Below are 23,803 nucleotides of genomic sequence, written 5' to 3'. Positions count from 1 at the left end.
TCTTTTTATCTAGCGATTAGCTTTCGCGCACTCGATTTTAGTGCATTGGTGGCACTCGTTAGGGTGCTGACTCTTGCTGCACATAAATCAAATTGTCGGTATCAAAGCCGCGGGCTTTAGACATTTCAACAAACTTTTGCAGTACCTCGGGTGGCACAGTCGGGGTTTTAGCCAATAGCCACAAATAACCCGTGTCTGGTCCCGATATAAAAGCGTATTGATAGTTTTCATGATCTAATTCGAAGACCACATACGATCCATAAAATGGCCCAAAGAAGGAGACTTTCAAATAGCCTTCTGAGTCCCCATTCACAAAATAGGCCTTTCCTTCGGCTTCTTTCCATTCGTTTTTAGCCGCTGAAAATCCACGGTTAATGACCCTAACACCGCCATCCTCTTTCAGGCTGTATTCTGCGCTAACTTGGCTTAAGCCTCTTTCGAATGAATGATCTAATCGTGCAATTTCGTACCATTTACCTAAGTATTTATTTAGCTCAAAATCATTCACGGGTTGAACCAGTTTAGGCATGCCTAAGCAACCGCTGAGCAAAAATATACTAATAACTAACAGTAACTTTCTCAATTTGACCTCCTGATCTTAAGTCTTAGTCGCACGTCTTAAGTGCAATGTTCAATCAATCCTCTATCGAGCTTACACTATTTTCTTCACATTATTTCAGCTACTTGGCAAAGGTTGTTGGTTAGCCGCTCGTAATCAATACTTTGCGCTGACTGATAAAGCCTTGGCTAATGCCGGCCAGAATAATCAAGCCGACACCGCTTAATTGCATGGGACTCAAGGTTTCACCAAATATCCACCATGCTAACGTCACTACGATAACCGGTTCCACATAGGCGAGGGTGCCAAAAGTGACAGCAGGCAATTGGCGTAGGGCTTTTACCGCCAGCAAAATGGCTAAAAATCCGGGGAAGAATCCAATCGCAATTAACCAACCCATTTGCGGCAAACTTGGCGTTAGCGGTGCATTTATCACTAAGGGCAGTAGGCACAAAGCGCCGACACTAAGCTGCACTAAAGTGCTTTGATAGGGCGAACTCAGGCTCGGTTTTCGGTTGATTAACATAAAACCGCAGTAGGTTAATAAGGCGAGTAGGGAATAAAAATAGCCTAATAATTCAGTGTGATTGCTCGCTTGCTGCGGCCCTGTTGGGATCATTAACATAAAGCCCACCAGCGCGACGACCACGCTTGCCATGCTTAAGCGGGTGAGTTTTTCGGCAAAGAAATAATGGGCGAAAATAGCCGACACTACAGGGGCTAAGTAAATAATCATGATCACATTGGCCATTTGGGTGTACTGAATGGCTTCAATGTAAAATGCCATAAAGCCCGCGAGCATAGCACCGTTAACTAAGTTACGCTTACTCGGTCTATGGCGAATCTGATGGCCTTTACCTGTGAGCAGCATATAAGCCAATAGAAATAGGGCACCGAGCAGTAAGCGGTAGAAGGTAATGTGCTCGGCGGGCAGGGCGGCAAAGCGCGCTAATACACCGATTGTGCCCATAAGAATGGCCGCCAATAGGGCAAAAATGATAGCTAAAGCTGAGCTTGGCATAGACAACCTGTAACTGAAGAATTTAAGGGCGACACCGTCTGTGGACGGTGTCGATTTTGCCTTAAAAACTCACCCTAGGCTATGCCGATGTATTAACTTAGATAATGCTTTTACGTGAACGGAAATGGTTAAAGCTATCTTGGCTGTAGGCCGCCTTAATCCGTTTTAACGCGGCGTAATTGTGGTCAAAGTACACATCTGTAGGGATGCCCTTATCTTTGAAACTGATAAAAGCGCCCGAGGTGTTGGGGATGTCATAGTTTCGGCTGGCATCAATCCAATCGAGTGCACGATTGATGCGGGTAAACACTTGGCTATCCTGCAATTGTTGTTTCTCTTGCAGCGCGTTATTCCACCAAGTTTGATATTGAATTGTGTATTGTCTGTCCTTGTAGGGGAAGGCGCTGCGGCTCTTTTGCTCTTCGCCCATAGTGCGATAATAATCGCCCGCAATGGCGCCAAGGGTAACATAGGTAAATAGCCCCAGTTGGCGATTGCCTTCAAGCACATAGCGAGAGGTTAAGCTTTCGAGCAGTGGCTTATAACCGTCCCTCAGGCCCGTTTGATTCACTAAGCGCGAGGTGACTTTATGGGGTGCGGGCTCATCCAAATCGGGTGGCGTCGGTGAGCGGCTTATGCCTTGTAAGTCCGCTTGCAGATGATGAAAAGATTCCCTTTCCCAACTGAGCATTAAGTTTTCACCGTAGGCTTTGGTGAGTCCGCCCATACCCTCAATGCGAATATCATTGGGGATTAGGCCAAATTCATTAAATTGTGTCTGGATAAAGTGGGTTAGGCTGGCGGAATTGCCCTCCCAAAAACCATACATCAAGCAGTTATGCGTAATTGAGTCAGTTTCTATGTCGGGTGTTTTTTGTTGTTCTACGGGTAAATGTTTGGCATTAATCTTGAGATTAGTACCAATCAAACAGCCAGTGCTGTCGGCATTTATGATGCCTTCCCAGCGCTGTAAAATGTCTTTAGTTGGGGTGTGCTCAATGAGTTCATGGGTTTGTTTATCGTAGCAATTCCATTCTAATTCAAACTTGATAAGGCAAGGCGGTAGTGGAAAGGTTTGCACAAAAAAGCGGGTCACAATGCCATAACTTAACCCACCGCCACCCTTGAGCGCCCAGAGTAACTCAGGTTTATTGGCAACAGAGACGACTTGAGTTTCACCAATGCCGAGGACGATTTCTGCCTGTAATAGGGATTCGCAGCACATGCCGTGTTTGCGGGTCCAAGGTCCTGAGCCGCCGCCCATAATAAATCCCGCTATGGCAACACTGCCACAGGTGCTATGGGGGAGCATCACGCCTTGTTTGGCAAGCGCTGTGGTGAGATTGATAAAGCGATTGCCTGGGCCAATGGCCGCAATACCTGTAATGGGATCTAAAGTGAGGCTATCCATCTTCAGCAGATCTAACACTACGGTATTCGTTTCAGTGCTTTCACCTTCGTGATCATTCCCACCCGAGCGCACGCTGATTGGCAAGTTATAATCAATAGCCGCCTTATAGGCGATTTTGACTTCTTCAGTTGACGTGCATTTGATGATCGCCAGTGGCTTTTTTTGTAACCTGCGGTTGAACAGTTGGCAAGCCTGTTGATAGGCAATCATTTGCTTACCTGTGCTGACCGAGAGTTGCTGCTCACTATAATAATGGCCACCGGTAATAATATTATCGGCCGGAATGTGTGCGCGAACTTCATTGATGAAATTAACAAAGTTTTTGGCTTGAGTGATCACTAAGTTTTCACTAATACGCACTTCAGCACTTAATTCTTCTTCGGTCGATTGAATAATCAAACAATCCCGTTCCAGTTCATTTGCGACGGTGACTTTAATATTAGAGCGATAGGCCGTCAGCGATTTAAACACTTCAATATTGAGTGTAATATCCGCTTGATTACTCGCCGTGTAATTCACTAAATAACTAAAATTTGGCCAAGTGTTATAGTTACATTCAATAATGTAGGCTCGGCGTTCGTGGGGCGGAATAATTTTAGGTAATTGTTGATTATAGGTGTTGCTATCCGTAGTGGTTTTTATGAATTGATATTCAGTGTCATTAAATATGACCAGCAGCACTTTTTGTCTTTTAAGTGGGATAAAGTTTTCACCACGAATATTATGTGCATCTTGATGCTGGTAAATGTAAAGGTTATTTTCGCTAATCGATCTTTGTTGCGCAGGATTACGGTAATAGTCAACGATTTCAGTTCGGGTTAATAATCGATTAAGCAAGGTGATGCCAAATATTTCACCATCGAAATGTGTATCGCGATGATTCGGTAAAGACACGTTTTCAATTAAAAACTCATTGTCGGCAACCAGTGACAGGTTATTGAGTTGTGTATGGGTAATTTCACCATCCACATAACAACTGATTTCATGGTATTCATGGCAGATAGACAATAAGTGCCACTGACCATCGTTGAGTCCACCTAAGGTTGATATTGCTTCAACCCGCAGTAAGGTGGTATTAATCACGCATTCAATATGCCCAAGTGAATTAATATCCACCGCGAAATAGGTATCTTCCCTATCAGTTTTATAATGGAAAACACGCCCACCTGCGCTGGTTTTCAACCAACACTGGTAAGTGAATATGGCAAGGGGTGACGTGCTCACGGGTAAGCTTTTTTCAATCACTGCCCGTATATTTCTTGATGCCTCAAGCTTGTCCATATTCATGCGTCCTTTCGTGTGCTTTGCGTGTTTTCCTCAATGCGCTAAAGCGCTACTGAGGTCATTCATCCCGTTGTTAATCAATTGCGGGTAACTAAGCCGCGGGTAACTATGTTTTGGGTCAATCAGTTTTGGGTAAATCAGTTGCGGGCAAACAAGTCGCCAATTAATAGTAATAGGTATTAAAGCGATGTATTGATCCTGTCACGGCCATCGGCTTTGGCGCGATACAATGCGGTATCGGCGGCGCACAGCATGGCGAGTGAGGTACGGAACTGGCCATTGATTTCGCTCGCAATCCCTTGGCTCGCACTCACAGAGACATAATCGCGCAGCCCTTGCTCGGTAAAGCGCAGGTCATTAATCCCTTGCTGCACTTTTTGGGCAATCGTTAGTGCCATTTTGGCATTGTGGCTTGGTAGAATTAGCGCGAATTCTTCGCCGCCGTAACGCGCTGCCAGGCCAACTTCTATCGGCACTATGTCAGCAATCACTTTGGCAATTTTTCGTAGACATTCGTCCCCTTGGATATGGCCGAATTGGTCGTTGAACACTTTGAAGTAATCCACATCGATAATCACCACGCTGATCGGGCGCAACTTACCTGTGCATTCTTCCCAATAGTGATGCAGCATTTCATCAAAATATCGGCGGTTCGCCAGTCCAGTCAGTGAATCCGTGGCGGCCAATTTACGTAGCTTTTGATTCTCCGCTTTGTGCTGCGTTAAATCGTGCATCATCATCACGAATAGAGGTTCATGGCTGGGGATGTAGGAAATGGAGAGCTCGACATCTTTTGCTTTGCCTGAGGCAGTAATGAGGGTGATTTCTTCGGCGCAGTGCTGCACTGGAATACCGCAATTTTTGCCTAATTTAATATCATTGCTCAGCAGATTGTCGTAGCGAGCTTGATGGTGTTCGGTCAAAAAGTTGCGCCAATCTTGTCCCTTCAAACTGGCCTGTGGGCACGTCAGTAAGTCAGCACCTTTGATGTTGCTAAAGTAAATGTAACCTTGGGCATTGACGATAATCACCGGTTCAGTCAGATGCTGAATAAACTGTTGAATCGTTTCAATCGAGGCATGTTCGAAGAAGGTTAACGGCAACGAGGGTTCGACCAAGCCTTGCTGCGCAGTGCACTGTGAACCATTGCCTTCACCCACAAGTGATAATGGATGTTGTGAGCGAGTCTGTGTAGGTGAGCTTGTCATTGTTATCATTCTCCGTGAACCTAATGTCATCTGCGCTAAGCGCTTTTCTGATGATGACTTTATTCTTCGCAAAGAAAAGATACCTTCTGCTTACCTTCCGATTTAATCTATTGTTTATAAAGGTTTTAAATTTACTCTTCTCGCGATAAATTCTTTGATTTAGCAGAACTGAGCGAGGTTTTTGGGCATGGCTAAGTTAAAAGAGTGGCACCCATGAGTGGATTTTTGGCTATTAAGCGGCAAGCGCAAAGGATTTTAGTGTCGAAATTTAACTGCAGATAAAGAGTGGGGAACGGTTCGTTTACCCTAAAGGTTGATTTGGATGCAGAGCTTCGCTACTTGATTTTCCTCTACACCATTTACCACCTTGCTGACGTTTTAAAGCGCACATCGCATCCCAACGACCACTGATGCCACTGTACTGGCGGCGAAAATCTTTAGCAGAGCTGAGCCAAGCATCTGATGCAATCCCTAACTCCTTGAGCAGTTTTGGTCGCTGATTATCGATAAAGCCTTTTTTATCATGGCGAATTGCGCGACCCGTCCAATCGATAAGTTCCAGATAATCGGCAAAATGAAAAGGGATGCCCGTTTGTTGACTAGAGTGTGTCGCCGCATCGAACTTGGCGAGAGATTTGTTTATCGTTTGAGGCTTATTTTTTGCGGATTGGACTGGTGCTTGCGGTGAGATGATGGTGTTATTTACCTGCTTGAGTACACTAATTCTTTCTTGGATCGAGGTGAAATCAGAAGATTGCAAAGAATCTGCAATCCCTGCTCGAATAGGGTTTAAATCCACGTAGATCATACAAGCCAGTAAGGCTTGCTCATCTAGCAAAGCTTGGGATTTGAAACGGCCTTCCCAGAACGCGCCTTTACACTCATCTTCTCGATTTGCTTTACGGGCAATCTCTTCGTTCAGGCAGCGCATAAACCAAGATATGCTGGATAAACGTTCATGCCATTCGGTAATTAACCCATCGAGCAGCATGCGTTCACCGTCAATTAAGGCTTCACCATTCATATACTTAGTTGCGACAGTATGGCCTTTAGTTATTTGACACCACCGGCTGATAACCTCTTTTGGGCTTAAGGTTTTTGCTTCCTCAACATCAATTTTAAGTACTAAATGGTAATGGTTGTTCATCACTGCATAGGCGCAAATGTCGATACAAAAGATGGTGGATAATGCTTTGATTTTATCGACAATCCAGCCACGTCTATGCTCATAACTGCGGCCTGTGAGTTTATCCTCACCGCACAGAAAAGCCCTTCTGACACAGCGATTTATCACATGATAGAAGGGAGTTGTATTAGCATCGATAAGCATTCTTCTGGCCGAGGTCATCATCCGCTCCAAACAGACGCAATCAAGATAATGTAAAGGCTAGTATAAGAGGGGATAAAGCACAAAAAGACATGGCTGTCCCCGCTTTTCTACAATCCAGCCACGTCTATGCTCATAACTGCGGCCTGTGAGTTTATCCTCACCGCACAGAAAAGCCCTTCTGACACAGCGATTTATCACATGATAGAAGGGCGTTGTATTGGCATCGATAAGCATTCTTCTGGCCGAGGTCATCATCCGCTCCAAACAGACGCAATCAAGATAATGTAAAGGCTAGTATAAGAGGGGACAAAGCACAAAAAGACATGGCTGTCCCAGCTTTTCTTTCTGGCCGAGGTCATCATCCGCTCCAAACAGACGCAATCAAGATAATGTAAAGGCGAGTATAAGAGGGGACAAAGCACAAAAAGACATGGCTGTCCCAGCTTTTCTATAGAAGGGCGTTGTATTAGCATCGATAAGCATTCTTCTGGCCGAGGTCATCATCCGCTCCAAACAGACGCAATCAAGATAATGTAAAGGCTAGTATAAGAGGGGATAAAGCACAAAAAGACATGGCTGTCCCCGCTTTTTCCCTCCCCGCTTTTTCCCCGCTTTTGCATTGAGCTCATTTCAGGAGGCGTTTATCTAGAAAATATATGGCTGTCCTGAAAGAATTGTCCTGAAAGAATTGCTGAAAGAATTGCTGAAAGAATTGTGAAAAAAAATTATTGGGTCAATAAAAGAAGGGACAGGGTAAGCTGTCCCCGATTTAATCTTTTAAATTAATTAGGTTTGTTAATAATCTGCGGATCAGGACTTAGTATTAGTAAGGTATTAGTTGTATTACTTAATACAAATTGGAACTTAGTGGTACCTGGAGTTCTATCGAGGTCAACAAGTTGTACTAACATACCATCGCTGCTAATGGTAACGGCATCGACTATTTCATCAAATGGAGTCACAAAGCCTACACCGACAAATTTTAAACCTTTACCTGTTTGGTCATTTAGCAGGTAGGTTACAGTACCAGCTTGAGTGACGGTGATATCACCTTGGCATTGTTGACCGTTGGCATCGGTATAGATAAATACAGGTTCACCATTTTCTAGATTAACATTGACTTTAATAAATTGAGCGGTACCTTGTGGTGTTATCATTTGATTATCCTTTTTTAAGTACAGTTATTGATTGTGTTATTTGTTCGGTTTTATTTTTTCAAGACAGTCTTCAGATTCTAAGTATGGCTTTATTATTTGAGGATTTTTATCTTTCTCTATTAAAGGTTGCAATAGTTTATTTGCTGTGTTGCATAACTCAAAGTTAGCATTTTTATTCCCCATTGCAAAATTAATTTTAGCGATTGTTAAATTAGTTTTTACAAGTCCAATGAGATAATCTTTCTCATCTGGGAATTTATTGGTTAGTTTTATAAAAATAACATTAGACTCTGCTATTTCTTCATGATTTTGGCTAATTTCATGATTACTTATATTTTTATTTGCGATTGCTAAAAGGGCATTGGCGCGTAAATATTCTCTTTTAACTTCACTGGTTGAATTAAATTCAGTGTCCAGAGTGTCTAAAAGAGATTGAGATGTTTCTTTTACTCTAAAGTCATTAACTAAACTGTTTAAGTGAAATATTTTGGTACGGACATGAAATAAGTCTCTTTTCCAAACTTCGTTTTCAGAATCCAAGGCTAGCGATTTCTCTATAATATTTTGTGCTAATAATAGCTTATCGAGCCCAGAAACAAGATCACCTTTATATTCCAGTAGCTCTGCTAATCTGCCTAAAGTGCTCGCTAGTCTATCGCGCATATAAGCGTCATTTTGATTTGGCGAGTTTAATAATTGGTCCTGTGTTTCTTCTTGAAATTTGATTGCCGTATCTATATCGCCAAGTGAGGTTAATGCACTGGCTAACCAAGAACGAGTATCCGCCACATCCGCAATCAACTGACTATCCTCAGGCGCTTTTGCCAAAGCTAGCAATTTAAGCCTTAGCGACTCTTCAAAATCTTGCTGCGCTTTGGCAAATTCCTGCTGTTTCATCGAAACTGAGCCCAAAGTGTTATGGGCATAAGACAGCTCCATCAGCGCATCTTTATCCTCTGGCGCAAGGGCGTACATGGTTTGGCTATAGGCCAAGTATTGCTCGAAAAAAGGGCGCGATGCCGCCCAATCACTCACATCATACTTAAGCTGGCCTAACCAAAACGCATTGGCACCTAGAGTTTTCAGTAGGGCTAAGTTTTCCGGCTGCAATTCGAGTAATGGCAACATTTTTTCCTGCGCCGCGAGTAGGGCACTGCGAGCTTCATCGATTTTATTGCGCGAATAGGCGACTTCGCCCATGGCCTCTAAGGTTTGGCCGTGTTGGAAGCGGGCATCGAAGCTTAAGTGCGCGTCATCCTCTTTATTGGAAAAATCACTGAAATATTCCAGTGCTTTATTGCTGATCCCGTCGAGTAAGTCCATCCGGCCGATGCCGCGCATCTTGTCGGCGAAGTCGCCCACCATGAAACCGAGCAAATCTTCGGCGGCGAGGCGTTTTTGCAGGGCAAGTTTTTCGGCTTCTATGCTGCGAACGCTCATAATGACGGAGGTTAAGGTGAGGACGCACAGCAGGGCGACGGTTAGGCGCCTCGTCCAGCGCAGCATATTGGCGCGTTTGGTAGAGGCTGCGATAAAGGCGGTTTCGGGATCTTCTAAATCGAATAACGGATTTTGGCTGAGGCTTTGGGCCTCTTTTAACGGCTTGCCTTCGGCGAGCAGATAAGCGCTGTGTTTGGCTTCGCTGAGCCAACGCTTAGATAAATGCTGTAGGCGACTCTTAATGCTTAAGCTGTCGTTATGCTCGCTAATCCAAGCGGTTGCCCGCGGCCAACGGCGTAAAAGTGCTTCGTGGGCGATGCTAAAACAGGGTTCACCATTTTGCAGATGCGACACGAATAAGCGGCTATCGACCATGGCTTGCACTAGGGCGGTTTCTGCCGTGCTTTGCAGTTGCGACCAGCGAGCGGTGCGGCTGGTGATGGACTTTTCATCTTCGCGCAGGGTCACTAGCAGGGATAAAATCCGTGGTAGGCTGGCTTTTTCAGCATCGCTTAAATGGGAAATCGCCTGCTCGGCATTTTTGCCAATCGCCCCTTCAATACCGCCCAGTGCATGATAAACCGAGACTAATAACTTATCGTCGGCGCTACGTTGCAAATACAAGGCCTGCAGAGTGTATTGCAACATGGGCAACGCATCTGGGTTACTGGCGGCATCGCTGCAGAGCATTTCGTCGAGCGGCATTGCGGTGTCGCTGTCAACTTCCCAGCTTAAGTTGGCAGCCACCGCGGGCAGGCGGATCATTTGTAATAGCTCAGTACGTGTTGGCGGCGCTAAGTCAAAGTGGGCGCCGCGGGCTTTACCCGCCATTAAGCTTGGGTAATTGACCAATAAAGGATAAAAATCGTTGCGACAGGCACTGATGATAATCACGGCTTTTGAGGTGGCGAGTTGCTCCAATAATTCTATGAACTGGGTTCGTTCGGTATCGCTAAATAGCGGTGATGAGAGCAACACTTCTAATCGGTCGATAAACAAGGCAAAAAACGAATTGGAAAAGGGTTTAGCCTTGAGCGCTTGGGTGCACTGGTTGATCACGCTTTGGATATCTTCGACGAGTTGAATCGCCAGAGTCTCAGCGCTCATGCCTTCGAATACTGGGGTGTCGTTGATTTCCCAGTCGAGCATAGCACTGGCAAGATCGGTGAGTAGTTGTCCTTTACTCACATCGGCAAAATCTAAGCTGCTGAATGACGCGACACCAATGCCGTTATAGCCGTCGCCCTTCATTAAATTGGGCACAACACCCGCATTAATCAGGGAAGATTTACCGCTGCCACTTGGACCTAAGATCAGGCAGAAGGCACGGCCAAACAGGATTTGTTGACTTATCCGGTTAAGCAAAGTGCTGATTTGTTCACTGCGGCCAAAAAACACCTCGGCATAGTTAGCGCTATAGGCTTGCAGCCCCGGAAAGGGCGAGCCGCCTTGCCAACTCTGTGGGCTGGCGGTGGCTTGGTGTCCGATAGGAAAACGCACTTCGGCTAAGGTGCGATAGCCGCGTTTGCGTATGGTTTCTATATAGGTGGGTTCTGTGGCGCTGTCGCCTAATGCTCGACGTAACTGATTGATAATCTTGTGTAGTGGATTGTCACCGGTATCTACACCTGGCCAGCAGTGGCTGACTATTTCATCACTGCTGACGACTTCGCCCGCCCGTTGACAGAGAAACAGCAGCACATCCATCGCCTTGGGCTCAAGTTGTTTGACTTGTTTGCCAAGGAGCAGACTATTGGCGCTGGGATTGATTTGCCATTCACCAAAGAAAAATGTGCTGTCACTCATAACGATGTCCATTTATTGAGTATTGACCATGGCATGGTAAAAACTTGCGCTGTGAGTCACTCTTATTGTTATACGTATTGTTATAAAGAACCGTATGCTTGTCATTCAAAGGTCTGACGTCAAGACCTTGACATTATGCCGTTGATGATTGTTATTTAAAAGGAATAACCCTTGATAATCAATGTAAATTTTATCAGGGTGAAGTGTGGTAAATAGTCTTTAGCTTGTCATTTTTCTGTCAACAGTTTGTGCTTTACGCTAGATGTTAAATAAGGTGATGGCTTTTGGGTGTCGATTGCAAAAGATCAACAATAAAAAAGTGCCCATGATTGGGCACTTGGTATTAGAGAGGAACTTAAGGCTAACAAGCCTGACTTATCAGCACGTTAAGCTGAGTATCTTAACGTTAGCCCCTTAACATTCGTCCCTTTGGATTAGCGCGTTAAGGTTAGTGCCTTGGCTTGATAGCTTAATCTGGCCATTTGACCTTGATCTTGCAGTTCTAATTCATTGAGTTCGAAGGGCGGCTGTAAACCCGAGGCTTGGATGAGCTTAGGATCTAACATCAGCTTTAACTTCGGCGACTCTGGGGTCAGCCAATTGGCCGCTTGGGTGCGTAGAATCGCCACCTTTTGACCTTCGGCGTTGGTGCCCGTTAACGTGCCACTTAAGCCAAAACGTCCCGCCTCGGCGACAGTTAACTCAAAGTTGATTTGGTTAGGCAAGCCTTTATCCCAAACCGTGAGCACTTCGGGCTTGATGCTCGCCGAATTGACATAGGACTTAAAGACAGATTTGACCGTGCGCTGCACAGGTCGGCCATCGACTTGGGTTTGTACCGTGATTTCAATTTCACTGAAACCTGCATTGCTGCTCGAAAGTGCGACGCCCGCGGGGATCACCGCTTGCCATGTCTCCCCTTGTTTTACCATCGCCAGCGGTTGCATATTGCCATCGGCTTGTTTGAGTTTTGCCTGTGGTACAAAGGTGTTATCACTTTGGCTGAGAGCGAGTTCAAGCCCAAGGTTTTGCGCATCCGCCGCGATGGCGGTGGGGGCTTTGACGCTCAGTTGATAGGGCGAGCCTTTTTCCTTCACATTGACTAAGTAGCTGGCGCTCGGTGTTAACGGCTGGCTGATCTGCAGGCGATATTGGCCCGGTGTGGCTTTCGCCGACATTTGCAATGCACTCGAATCATCGGTTAACCCTGCGCTAGCCAAAGCATCGGCGTTGACCATTGATTTAACCAGTGACTCATTGGTGTTTATCCCGCTGCTATTGGCTGCTTTGCCTTGGGGTGACTGATTAGGGGTAACGCGCTGAATTTGTACGCGCTCAGGGGCAATAGCCTCTGCATGCATTAAGGCACCAGAGCGGGTATCGCCCCGAGGTGCAATGCGCACTAAGCTCGACGCTTGGCTCATGGTGAGGCCCACGCCCGCATTAAGCTGTGCGCCTGTTACATTGACCCAATACTCGTCACTTTGGCTGGCTTGCTCAAGCTGCGGCGCACTTGCCTGATACTCGCCGTACAGCGGGGTGATAAAGCTAATGTAATCCGAACTGGTGTTGATGGGCGTGAGTGTTGGGCTGGCAATATTGCTATCGACTAAATCGGTATCGCTCGGCGCGGCTAAGGTTAACCCTTTGGCGTACATTGGGCTGGCATTGGTTTTGGGATCTATGGGTGTGGCTTCATCTTGGCAGGCTGCAAGCAGTCCGCTTAGCGCCAAGACACTGGCAAGTTTGCTGAGTGTGTGCATCTTAGTGCTCCTTAAATGTGGTTGCGGATCAGCGTGTCTAAGTTGAAACACGTACGACGGCTCTGCTGATGGCTTAAGGGCTCTTGGCCACGGGTCTTTTGTTTATCAGTAAACCAGACAGTGCCAGCCGCCTTTTGTGAGCTGCAATTTAAGAAGCCGTCGGAGCAGCTATCGAGCCAGTTTTGGGTGGTTTCGAGCGCGACTTGGTATTGATAACCCGCGCAGTAACTGTCGCTGTCCCAAATAGCGGAATCAACATCTGAGCCCACCACGACTTCGAAGGGTTTACCCAGCGATGGGCGACCCGCTGTGCCATTAAGCCAAGCGTTGTTATAGTTTGCCATCCAACCGACTTGCTGTTGTTTCACCGCATTGCTGCCATAGCCTAAGAGCCAGCCTAAGCTGGTTTCGAACACATTACCTTGGTTCACCGCATCGGCCAGCGGCGTACCAGCACTGGAAGGCGCGATGGCGATAACCTTTGAGGTGGCGTTGATCACTGCAGGATAACGGCTGTCCCACGTTGGATTAGATAAAATCCACCGCACTACGTTGCCACCATTGGAGTGGGTCAGCAGAATTAAGTCGTCGATATTTTTGGCTTGGATAAAGCTATTGAGCTGCGTTGCCAGACAACCTGCGGCGCTTTCTTCCCACATATATTGGTCAAAGTCGCAGTTGATCACTGTGTAATTGTTTGGCACTGGGATGCCTTGGCGCACTGAGTTAACAAATTCGGGCGTCCAGTAATCGGCTAAGGCATTGGTCTGGTGACCCGTACCATGGATAAAGGCGACTCCGGTTGCGGCTAACGTTACTGGGCTGACAGCGAACAGACCCAAGAGCATGAGGGCTTTTTTGATCTTCATGGCTATATCTCGTGTTGTTGGTCTTGTTGATTGTGGCCGCCAGTCCGTTGCGACAGTTCAGGGCAAGTCAGTTAATGCAGGATTTGCCGTAAATAAGCTTGAAATCGGCTGGCATGGCTCGGTTTATAGGCGCTTAAGCGCGGGTTACTCACTTTGGGTAAAACATGACTTAAGGCCTGAATACGACGGGATAGTGTGAATGCGCTAGTTTAGGTTGGCATCAAATGTGATTGCCGTAACTTAGCCATTATCAACAGGACTTAACTCAAGCTTATTAACCTAGACGCAACATTTTAAGCTGGCAAGTAAAACCATCATTATAAAATGCAATCGCAGGGTCGCATTTTGAACGGTTCGTTTTAATGTCAAACTAAAGGTTGGTAACCTGATGATAAGCAATGCCTAATAAACTAAATTGTGCTTTATCGTGTTTGAAATATCGATTTGCTCACACAAAAGAATTTTCTGTGACACCCGCTTAGTGTTTGAGTTAATCAGTTTATCATTCTGTATATAAAGGTTTTTTGTGATAAATAATTCAAACTCGCCCATTTACTCTGGGATATGGGTATCACTTTAGTGCATTTAAAGACTAAACCGATTAGGCTGAGCTGAGGTAAAGTGGGATAAACGGGATAAGAACTAACATTGCCGAGATGATATTCTTCTTATCTTAATCAGTCATCTGAGCCATGGATTGACTGGGAGTAGAAAAAGTAGCGCGATATGGGCAGGTTTAATCTAAATAGACAACAAACACGGGAGAATAAGTTTGGCGATAGAACATAATAAGATGGTGAGTTGCTTAAGTGGACTGCAATGTCGCACTAATTTCACCATAAAAAACATTACTGAATACATGCTCCCAGAAACCAAAGAGGCGTTCTATTTACACCTCGACGGTAAATCACCAAACTTGATTATTCGTCCCGCATTCGAAGTCTTTTCCGGCGAACTTGCCACTATTGCAGGCGTGCATGCCAAATACGACTATTTCCACAATGCCGAGATGACACGTTTCCCCAAACGTTTGCATAAGAGTTTGACCGAAACCCATTATGGCCTTGCCTTTAGTTTTGACACAGTTGAAGCCGTACAGCAATTCATTACCCGTTTGAGTGCGATAGTGAAAGGCGCATAAGCTTTTACTGTATAAATCTTTAATAGAAGGCCGCTTAATTTTTCGATTGAACGGTATCTAAATTTTAACCATGCAGTCCTAGGGTTAAATTCCTCAATATCAATGAAAATGAGGAATTTAACTGCTGCCTTTTTACGCGGCTTTTCAGTATATTCATCAATAGATGAATTTTGCTGGAGCTTGCTATGTCGCTTATTCCCGGTCGCCCAAAGGGGGTTGTGCCATTTACCGCCCAAACTGAATCACAGCCGCAGACTCCTGGTCGTCCGAAAGGGGATTCCGATGCCCGCCAACGCTTAATTATCGCAGCCCTAAGTCTCTTCAGTCATCGCAGTTATCCCAGCGTTTCTACCCGTGAAATTGCTCGCGAAGCCGAGGTTGATGCCGCGCTTATTCGTTATTATTTTGGTTCAAAAGCGGGCCTGTTCGAACAAATGGTGCGGGAAACCCTTGAGCCGGTATTAGCGCGTTTTCGCGAAATATCCGCTGCGGATGCCCCTAATAACTTGGGTGAACTTATGCAGACATATTATCGCGTTATGGCACCTAACCTAGGATTGCCACGGTTGATTATACGGGTGTTACAGGAAGGCGATGGCTCAGAACCCTATCGCATTATGTTGTCTGTTTTTGAGCAAATTTTATCCCTCTCGCGGCAATGGCTCGAATCCACATTAGTCAATGCAGGGCTATTGAAGGAGGGATTAGATCCCGATTTAGCACGCCTCAGTTTCGTGAGTCTGATGGTCTTTCCGCTTATTGCGCCCCCGGTGTTAATGCGTCAGTTCGGCTTTTTTAGTGCCGATGCTGATGGTTTACAGCGTCTAGCGCTGCACAATATGCAGGTTTTTACCCAAGGTGTACTGCGTGAACCGAGGAAGTCGTAATGAGTGTGAATTTTAAAATTCTGACGCACGTGAGTGTGGGTTTTGTGATCTTGCTATTAGTCGGCTGCACTGAAGCGCCGCCCAGAGTGCTTGGCACTGTCGAGCGGGACAGGCTGACACTTACCGCGCCCGTAGGTGAGTTGATTACTCAAGTGAATGTGGTTGAAGGTCAACAGGTTAAGGCGGGTGAGGTGTTAATTCAGCTCGATACAACCTCAGCCAATGCGCGCCTTGCCCTGCGCCAAGCCGAGCTTGAACAGGCTAAAGCTAAACTTTCTGAGGCGGTCACAGGGGCGCGTTTAGAGGATATAGAACGCGCCAAGGCCGTGCTCGACGGGGCAAATGCCAGCGTGAAAGAGGCTCAGCGAGCCTTTGAACGAACAAACCGTTTATTTGCCACTAAAGTACTTAGCCAAGCGGATTTAGATACGGCCCGTGCGGCGCGGGATACCAGTTTCGCTAAGCAAGCCGAGGCGCAGCAAAGCCTGCGACTACTAGAAAATGGCACCCGTAGTGAGCAGCTAGAGCAGGCCAAAGCGGCGGTGGCTGCGGCTCGCGCCAGTGTAGCCATCGAACAAAAAGCCTTAGCAGACTTGAGCTTAGTGGCGGCGCGTGATGCCGTTGTCGATACGTTGCCTTGGCGAGTCGGTGATCGCATTGCCGCAGGCACTCAGTTGATTGGTTTGCTGGCGAGCGATAATCCCTATGTGCGGGTTTACCTGCCCGCGACTTGGTTAGACAGAGTGAAGGCGGGCGATGGCGTCAATATTCTTGTGGATGGCCGCGAGATACCGATTGCTGGCACTGTGCGCAATATTCGCAGTCAACCTGCTTACACGCCATTTTATGCGCTGAATGAACGTGATCGGGCGCGGCTGATGTATTTGACCGATATCACGATTTCCGACACAGATCAGGACCTACCTACTGGCATGGCATTAGAAGTTGAACTCGATGTGCTGCAAGGAGTGCAGCAAAAAGTGGAGCAGCCATGAAAAGCGCTGATTTTGCTATCGAGACCCAAGGGATGACCCGCGCCTTTGGTGGTGTTAATGCGGTGGAAAACCTCGACCTCGCCATTCCCAAGGGCACAATTTATGGGTTTCTCGGCCCCAATGGCTGCGGAAAATCGACTTCAATTCGCATGTTAACTGGGTTACTGAGTCCCACATCGGGGAATATCCGCGTATTGGGTGAAACCTTACCCGGCGCCGAGGAAAAACTGCGTCGCCGCATTGGCTATATGACGCAAAAATTCTCCCTGTACGACAATCTTTCGGTGCGGGAAAACTTAGAGTTTGTCGCGCAAATTTATGGCCTTAACCGCCGAGCATCAAAGCTGCGAATAGCCGAGTTAGTCACGCTATACGATTTAGTCGGCCGCGAGAAACAAATGGCGGGCTCCATGAGTGGCGGCCAGAAACAGCGTTTGGCCTTAGCGGCAGCGACCTTACATCACCCTGAATTGCTGTTTCTCGATGAGCCGACATCGGCGGTCGATCCTGAAAATCGGCGCGAGTTTTGGGAGCGCTTATTCGATCTCTGCGCCCAAGGCACCACGATTCTTGTGTCGACTCACTATATGGATGAAGCCGAGCGTTGCCATGGTCTTGCGATTTTAGAGCGCGGGATAAAACGCGCCGACGGTTCACCCCAGCAGCTGATGGCGGCGATGGGGGCTCGGGTGGTTGAGATCTCAGGGGACGACTTACGCACTTTAAAACAATCATTGATCAGCGAGTCCGCGATATTGTCGGCGGCGCAAATCGGCAGTCGTTTGCGGGTGTTAGTGCGCAGCAATATTGAAGATCCGCTCGCTTGGCTTAAGCCAAGAGTTGCCAGCCGGACGATGGAAGAAGTGCGCGCTAGCTTAGAAGATGTGTTTGTCACTTGCACCGGCGAGCGCTTGGCTGGGGTTTCCAAGGGAGAGACTGACCATGTGGCGTAGGATTTTTGCGATTGTGGTCAAAGAGCTGTGGCAGTTGTCGCGGGATCGCATGACCTTTGGCATGATAGTCATGATCCCGTTAGTGCAACTGATGTTGTTTGGTTATGCCATCAATACCGATGCTCGCCATCTGCCTGCTGGGTTAGTTAATTTGAGTGATTCTGCCTACAGTCGCGCACTGGTTAAGGCGGTGGAAGCAACGCAGGTCGTAGATTTTAAGCAGCGATATTTAAGTGCCGCCGAGGCTGAGGCGGCGATTACTCGCGGCGAAGTTAAAGCTGTGCTGTATTTGCCCGCCGATCTCGATGAGCGCTTAGTGCGTCACCCAAGCTTTGTGGGTCAGCAATATTTAACCCAATCCTATATCGCACAACCCGCTGGCCAATGGCTGGTGGATGGTTCAGATACGGTTGTCGCTTCAACTATTCGTAACCTAAGGCAAATGCCACTGGATGAAGTCGCAGGAAGAACACTAAAAACGGCGATGCCGAGTTTTGAAGTGGTGCAATATTTCAACCCAGAACAACGTTCTGTGGTCAACATAGTACCCGGCCTGTTGGGGGTGATTTTGACTATGACCATGGTGATGTTTACTTCCGCCGCCATAGTGCGTGAGCGCGAGCAGGGCAATATGGAGTTTTTGATCACTACGCCAGTGCGGCCACTGGAGTTGATGCTGGGTAAAATCGTGCCCTATGTGATGGTTGGCTTTGTGCAAGTGACCATTATCCTGAGCGCAGGGCATCTGTTGTTCGATGTGCCCATTCGCGGCGGGCTTGATTCTATCGCCCTTGCCGCTATGTTGTTCATTTGCGCCAGTTTAACCTTAGGATTAGTGATTTCGACCATAGCGAAAACCCAGTTGCAATCGATGCAGATGACGGTATTTATTCTCTTGCCATCGATTCTCTTGTCGGGATTTATGTTCCCCTACGAAGCCATGCCTATCGCGGCGCAGTGGATTGCCGAAGCCTTACCCGCAACCCATTTTATGCGTATGTCACGGGCCATAGTACTGCGCGATGCCCAAGTGATGGATCTGCAATTTGATGCCCTGTGGATGATAGGTTTTACCTGTGTCGGGCTATTTATCGCCAGCATGAGATTTTCGAAGCGCTTGGATTAACCCTGTACTGAGTTTCATCATCAAGGGCAAAGTGCCGAGTTTTGATATAGCGCAAATTATCAGTAAACAGTCGCGCTAAGCCATTGAAATCGATGTTGCTTAATTAGGATATCCCTTACACTGCCGCTAGGGCGATTGCCGCCATCATGCTTAGCGAAGGGAATTCATTATGCCTCCAATCATTTGTCATAGCGCGCTCGATGCGGTTGCTTTAATTCAAAGCGGCGAGACGCTGTGGACTCATTCCATGGGCGCCACTCCGCGCATTTTATTAGATGCGTTGGCGCAGCATGCTCTCACCAAAGAAAATCTCACCCTGTTACAGTTACATACTGAAGGCGCCGAATCCTTAAGCCATCCCAGTTTACAGGGGCATTTACGCCATCGATGTTTTTTCGGTGGGCTGCCAACGCGGGCATTACTGCAAAGTGGTGACGCGGATTATGTGCCGATTTTCCTGTCTGAAGTGCCTAAGTTATTTCGTTCCGGCGAGCAAAAAATTGATACCGCAATTATCCAAGTGTCGCCACCCGATAAGCATGGCATGTGTTCCTTAGGGATCTCGGTTGAAGCAACGCTCGCAGCTTGCCAAGTCGCGGGTAAGATCATCGCTCATATTAATCCACAAATGCCGCGCACCCATGGCGACAGCTTTATCCATATCGACCGTTTTGCCGCTGTGTATGAGCAGAGCGCGGCGTTGCCCATTCATTCCTTCGCGACGGGGGATGCGGTGAGTTTGGCGATCGGTAAAAATGTTGCCCAATTGGTGCGTAATGGCGATTGTTTGCAAATGGGTATAGGTGCGATCCCCGATGCCGTGCTGTCTTGCTTAACCGAACATAAAGACTTAGGCGTCCACACTGAGCTATTTTCTGACGGTATATTGCAACTGGTTGAAAAGGGTGTGATTAACAACAGCAAGAAGCGTTTTTATCCGGGAAAACTCGTCACAGGTTTCGCCCTGGGTAGCCAGAAATTATACGACTATGTTGATGATAATCCTGCGGTCATCTTTATGGACATAGAGCAAGTTAACGACACGGCCATTATCCGTAAAAATCCCAATGTGATGGCGATTAACTCGGCGCTGCAGGTCGACCTTTCAGGCCAAGTGTGTGCTGATTCCATTGGCACTAAAATCTATTCTGGTGTCGGGGGCCAGATGGATTTCATCCGCGGAGCAGGGTTATCTGAAGGTGGTCGTTCTGTGATTGCGCTGCCCAGCACTGCCGCGGGGGGAACGCTTTCTCGCATTGCAAGCGTGTTATCACCTGGCGCAGGGGTTGTCACCACTCGGGCCCATGTGCATTACATTGTGACCGAATACGGCGCCGCCAATCTACGCGGCCGTTCACTGCGCGAACGGGCACAAGCGCTGATCGCCATCGCTCACCCAGATTTTAGGGAACAATTAAGTCGTGATGCCTTTGAGGTGTGGGGATTAAGGGTTTAATTCTCTTTATTTATCAATGAATTTGTCTTTTATACTTTGTTTTTTTATTCAAAGTCAAAGTCGTGGGGCTTCACCCCACACCCGACAAGGAGGACTGCTCGTCCTATCAAAAACGTCCATGTTAAATAGCCAGCTCGATATCCATATCTCGCGCTCAAAGCGGCCGTGGGCCTTCGCCCTTAGATGCTCCAAGACGCCCCCAACGGAGTTGAAAGCCCCCTTGTGCTCATTGGCAAATTGGCTATCGCTTCCGAAGTTCCCTGTAAAGCAATCCTTGCCTCTCGCTCATAAGCTTGAAAATCATCAATTTTCATTGGCTCCTGCACCGCAAAAGCTAGCTTGTCATCCGTGAGCAAGACTCACGTACTCTTTATTAAATCAAGAACTCTATTGTTTTGCGGTAACTCCAAGGGGATGGTGTATTTCAGAGGCTTAATTGTTGATTGTTCTGCATATCAGAAACAAAATCTATGCTTACTGAGCTAGTCACTTTAGTCTTTGTATCGCAATGTACCATTATTGATCCGTAAAAGCAGGAGTAGATGAGCAAGCACGTTTAAGGATAACTACAGTTTTTACGGCTTGTATCATCTCACTAAAAATCATTAACCTTTTGATTAAAAAGGAACAATAAATTCCTCTAATATTGATTTTCTTATCTCAGGATCAACTCGTTTTAAGGCTTCGAATGCCGATTGGATTTCATTAAATCCAATGGTGTTGTTTTGTAACTCAGACTCTGACCCAAGTTCAAGATACACTTTTCCTTTATCATGTAGGAAACAAGTTGTTATACCATTCACAACATTTTTAGTAATAACGAAATCATTTGTTGCAATCAAAAAATCATACCAATATTTGTGTTCTCTGGGGTCAGGAAGTTGATTGACATCCGACATTGATACGTAATGTGTGGAGAATAAATTAGCTAGCAAATTTGGGAAGCTTCTAGCTTTAGCAATCAAATCAACTTCACTAATTTTCTCTTCTGCGTGTTCAGCATCGGCTGTTCTAAGTAATACCTTAATCAGTTCTTCAGACTTTCTGGCTGCTATCGTCAGATCATCAATTAACCTATTGGTTATTCTAGCATTATCATTTCTTGTTCTTTCAGCTAGCAAGTCATACATCATACCTGCCCACTGTTTCTTCAAATATGCTTCCATATCAGAAAAATCGTTGAATGAAACGATAGCGTTGTTAAGGCTATTTTTTCTAACTTCGTCAATAAAACCAAAAATTTTGATGTTGTCTATGCTGGGGTAGGTAATTTTTTCGTAGAATTCAGGATTAGTTTTCTTGTTAGAGTTATAGGTGTAATGGTCTGAATACACAGCACTTTCAACCAAAGCGAAAACTGGAGTTTTATTTTTAACCGCTTCTCGATATTCGTTGTTAGTAATTGAACCTTCCTTACCTTTATGTTCTCCACCATAGCGCCCACCTATGATTAAGATAAACAGTTGGCAAGTGGCTACTTCAGTAAGGCAAGCATCGTGGGTATGCGCATCTACACTGTAGTAAACATCACCATCATCGGATAGTACAGGTTCATAGCCTATAGTCTTAACGAAGTATTTTAAGTTTTCTCTAATATGCTTTAAGTCGTAGCATGTAGAACTTATAAAGACTCTAGGGATGGCCAATTTTTAATCCTTTAATTAGTGAATACATAAGCGAGCGAGTAAAGCATTTTCAACTTGTTACTTCAGACAGTCAATTTTTTGAATGGCCTAAGATAAAATGTCATCACAGCGTTTTTTAGAATTTATTATATAAATTCTAAAAAACTGTAGTTAGGGTCGCATGTGGTGCGCACATTTTCTGTCCTGTTTTTCGCCTGCTATCTTTGCTTCGCGGTCAGTCGGTATACACAAAAATCCACGGCATTAAGCACTGGCATGTAAGTGACCGTTGGCGGCATGGATGCCGTCGTCGAGCCCTCATGGACGAGTTTACGGCGAGTCACTGGAGTGACAGTGCTTAATTTTTGGATACCAAGGTTAAGTGATTGCTCTACAACTTCCTATATTTACCATCTCTCTCAGTTATTTCTGAGGCGCTCAAGCTATTTCCCCATGCACTCTGCTAACAGTTTGACGAAAAAGTCGCTGCCTTTACGTTCGCAAAAGGCGATGTTACGTTCTGGGATGGTTTCGGGATCTGTGTAGCTGGCGAGAGCGAGCTCCATGCTGGCTTCGCGGATGATGTGCAGGGTTGGGTAGGGCGCGCGGTTGGTGAAGTTGGCTGCCCCGTCCTGTGGTTCACCATCGAAACAATAGTCTGGGTGAAAGGTGGCGAGTTGGTAAGTGCCTTCGTACTCGTGTTCGATAAGCGTATCAGTTGCCATGTCGATGAGGTCGAGATAGGCATAAAACCCCTCAAAACCACGGGGCAGAATAAACAGTGTGGTTTCGGCTTCGGGGTGGGCGTCGAGGTATTGGCATTCTTCGATCAATGCCTTAAGCACTTGTTTGACTTTAGTTTGTTCCACTACCAGATACCGAATACTGCCGCGTTCGACTTCTTGTCTGGCGAAGGGGCAAATATTGTATTTCATGATCACTTTTTTCACCCAGTCGTCGGTTTGTTGAGTGATCATGTCAATTTCGTTCATGGCGGTTGTTTGCTCGTGCTTAAAAATTAGGGGGCGATCATAGGGATGATAGACGCCACAAGCAAGAGCGCCATGCTGATATTAAAAATCTTCTGTTGGCGCTCATTTTTTAAAATGCGTTTAAGGGCTACACCAAAGCCGAGCCAGACGATAGCGCAGGGAAAGGCGACGCACAAAAATACCGTTGCAATAGTGATGACCTGCGGGGTCAAATCCTGCTGTACTGACGTGAACGTCGCAATCGCGCCCACGGCCATGATCCAGCCCTTAGGGTTGACCCATTGAAAGGCCGCGGCTTGGATAAAACTGAAGGGTTTAGCAATGGCTTTGCCTTCCATCTTGCTACTGCTGTTGGCAATCAACCAAGACAGATACAAAAGGTAACCTATGCCGACGACTTTAATCACTTGATGGATGATAGGATAGCTTTGGAATAGGGCGCTTAAGCCCAAACCTATCGCGAGGATCATAGTCGGGAAGCCAAGGCTTATTCCCATAAGATGCGGAATACTGCGTTTTACGCCAAAGTTTACCCCTGAGGTCATCAGCATAATATTGTTAGGCCCTGGGGTGATTCCAGATGAAAAGGCAAACAACGCGATAGCGAGTATTAACTCCATAGATAGATCCACACCTTTTATTTTAGTTTTATGGCATTGTGATTATTTGCCGCATTGAGCCTGCGATTTACTCATCAGACGGTACGCAATACTGTGTTGCTATTATTTATAATTGCGACATTTGATTGCAACGCAGGCGAGGCATTCTAGCGATTAAATG

The 23,803-nt window shown here is 46.4% G+C and carries 19 protein-coding genes; 7 read left to right on the top strand and 12 right to left on the bottom strand.

Features of this window, described 5'->3' with window-relative positions; all coding sequences use genetic code 11:
- Positions 1 to 58 precede the first annotated feature (58 nt).
- The 9 genes from L5M51_RS07730 to L5M51_RS07685 form a co-directional block, all read right to left on the bottom strand.
- Entirely contained in the window at positions 59 to 583 is a 525-nt protein-coding gene (locus tag L5M51_RS07730) for a lipocalin family protein (protein WP_106650068.1), read from the bottom strand.
- A 118-nt stretch (positions 584 to 701) separates the two neighbouring features.
- A complete protein-coding gene (locus L5M51_RS07725; RefSeq protein WP_263172222.1) occupies positions 702 to 1,580 on the bottom strand; it encodes a DMT family transporter in 879 nt (292 codons plus the stop codon).
- Positions 1,581 to 1,677: 97 nt separating this feature from the next.
- Positions 1,678 to 4,272 carry an FAD-binding protein gene (locus tag L5M51_RS07720; protein ID WP_263172220.1) on the bottom strand — a complete coding sequence of 865 codons (2,595 nt, stop codon included), beginning with the start codon at positions 4,270 to 4,272 and terminating at the stop codon, positions 1,678 to 1,680.
- 182 nt (positions 4,273 to 4,454) lie between these two features.
- Positions 4,455 to 5,483: a diguanylate cyclase gene (locus tag L5M51_RS07715; RefSeq protein ID WP_263172218.1), complete on the bottom strand. Its 1,029-nt coding sequence runs from the start codon at positions 5,481 to 5,483 to the stop codon at positions 4,455 to 4,457.
- A 301-nt stretch (positions 5,484 to 5,784) separates the two neighbouring features.
- On the bottom strand, positions 5,785 to 6,831 hold the full coding sequence (locus L5M51_RS07710) for a transposase (RefSeq protein WP_263172217.1): 1,047 nt from the start codon (positions 6,829 to 6,831) through the stop codon (positions 5,785 to 5,787).
- A 764-nt stretch (positions 6,832 to 7,595) separates the two neighbouring features.
- Positions 7,596 to 7,970 (bottom strand): DP-EP family protein, encoded by a 375-nt coding sequence (locus L5M51_RS07700; RefSeq protein ID WP_168823123.1) that lies wholly within the window; start codon positions 7,968 to 7,970, stop codon positions 7,596 to 7,598.
- 36 nt (positions 7,971 to 8,006) lie between these two features.
- Positions 8,007 to 11,216 (bottom strand): winged helix-turn-helix domain-containing protein, encoded by a 3,210-nt coding sequence (locus tag L5M51_RS07695; RefSeq protein WP_263172215.1) that lies wholly within the window; start codon positions 11,214 to 11,216, stop codon positions 8,007 to 8,009.
- Positions 11,217 to 11,650: 434 nt separating this feature from the next.
- Positions 11,651 to 12,979, bottom strand: a complete 1,329-nt coding sequence (locus L5M51_RS07690; protein ID WP_263144875.1) for a DUF4785 domain-containing protein — start codon at positions 12,977 to 12,979, stop codon at positions 11,651 to 11,653.
- Between the two features lie 11 nt (positions 12,980 to 12,990).
- Positions 12,991 to 13,848 (bottom strand): hypothetical protein, encoded by an 858-nt coding sequence (locus tag L5M51_RS07685; RefSeq protein ID WP_028760548.1) that lies wholly within the window; start codon positions 13,846 to 13,848, stop codon positions 12,991 to 12,993.
- On the opposite strand from L5M51_RS07685, the gene L5M51_RS07680 reads away from it, so the two are divergent.
- From L5M51_RS07680 to L5M51_RS07650, 7 genes are all read left to right on the top strand, one after another.
- A complete protein-coding gene (locus L5M51_RS07680; protein WP_173497123.1) occupies positions 13,847 to 14,047 on the top strand; it encodes a hypothetical protein in 201 nt (66 codons plus the stop codon). The genes L5M51_RS07685 and L5M51_RS07680 overlap by 2 nt on opposite strands.
- Before the next feature lie 594 nt (positions 14,048 to 14,641).
- Positions 14,642 to 14,989 carry a hypothetical protein gene (locus tag L5M51_RS07675; protein WP_113938914.1) on the top strand — a complete coding sequence of 116 codons (348 nt, stop codon included), beginning with the start codon at positions 14,642 to 14,644 and terminating at the stop codon, positions 14,987 to 14,989.
- A 185-nt stretch (positions 14,990 to 15,174) separates the two neighbouring features.
- Positions 15,175 to 15,876, top strand: coding sequence for a TetR/AcrR family transcriptional regulator (locus L5M51_RS07670; RefSeq protein WP_168823112.1), 702 nt, complete (start codon positions 15,175 to 15,177; stop codon positions 15,874 to 15,876).
- Complete coding sequence (locus L5M51_RS07665; RefSeq protein WP_263172213.1) at positions 15,876 to 16,871, top strand: HlyD family secretion protein; 996 nt, start codon at positions 15,876 to 15,878, stop codon at positions 16,869 to 16,871. The genes L5M51_RS07670 and L5M51_RS07665 overlap by 1 nt, the downstream gene beginning before the upstream one ends.
- Positions 16,868 to 17,824: an ATP-binding cassette domain-containing protein gene (locus L5M51_RS07660; RefSeq protein ID WP_263172212.1), complete on the top strand. Its 957-nt coding sequence runs from the start codon at positions 16,868 to 16,870 to the stop codon at positions 17,822 to 17,824. Before L5M51_RS07665 ends, L5M51_RS07660 begins: the two co-directional genes overlap by 4 nt.
- A complete protein-coding gene (locus L5M51_RS07655) occupies positions 17,814 to 18,950 on the top strand; it encodes an ABC transporter permease (protein ID WP_263172210.1) in 1,137 nt (378 codons plus the stop codon). Before L5M51_RS07660 ends, L5M51_RS07655 begins: the two co-directional genes overlap by 11 nt.
- 169 nt (positions 18,951 to 19,119) lie before the next feature.
- Positions 19,120 to 20,406, top strand: coding sequence for an acetyl-CoA hydrolase/transferase family protein (locus L5M51_RS07650; RefSeq protein ID WP_173245739.1), 1,287 nt, complete (start codon positions 19,120 to 19,122; stop codon positions 20,404 to 20,406).
- A gap of 617 nt (positions 20,407 to 21,023) precedes the next feature.
- Here the strand turns inward: L5M51_RS07650 and L5M51_RS07645 are convergent.
- The 3 genes from L5M51_RS07645 to L5M51_RS07635 all read right to left on the bottom strand — a co-directional run bounded on the left by L5M51_RS07645 (position 21,024) and on the right by L5M51_RS07635 (position 23,643).
- Positions 21,024 to 22,052, bottom strand: coding sequence for a DUF4062 domain-containing protein (locus L5M51_RS07645; RefSeq protein WP_263172208.1), 1,029 nt, complete (start codon positions 22,050 to 22,052; stop codon positions 21,024 to 21,026).
- Positions 22,053 to 22,474: 422 nt separating this feature from the next.
- Complete coding sequence (locus L5M51_RS07640) at positions 22,475 to 23,023, bottom strand: DUF1415 domain-containing protein (RefSeq protein WP_173497128.1); 549 nt, start codon at positions 23,021 to 23,023, stop codon at positions 22,475 to 22,477.
- 26 nt (positions 23,024 to 23,049) lie between these two features.
- The gene (locus L5M51_RS07635) at positions 23,050 to 23,643 is read right to left on the bottom strand and encodes a LysE family translocator (RefSeq protein WP_113938904.1); all 594 of its coding nucleotides are present in this window, start codon (positions 23,641 to 23,643) and stop codon (positions 23,050 to 23,052) included.
- Positions 23,644 to 23,803: the final 160 nt, after the last annotated feature.

Source organism: Shewanella sp. SM73 (assembly GCF_025653795.1).
In the GTDB taxonomy this organism is placed as follows: Bacteria; Pseudomonadota; Gammaproteobacteria; order Enterobacterales; family Shewanellaceae; genus Shewanella; species Shewanella oncorhynchi.
Note: the sequence above shows the minus strand (reverse complement) of the source record. Positions and strands in the feature narration are given on the sequence as shown.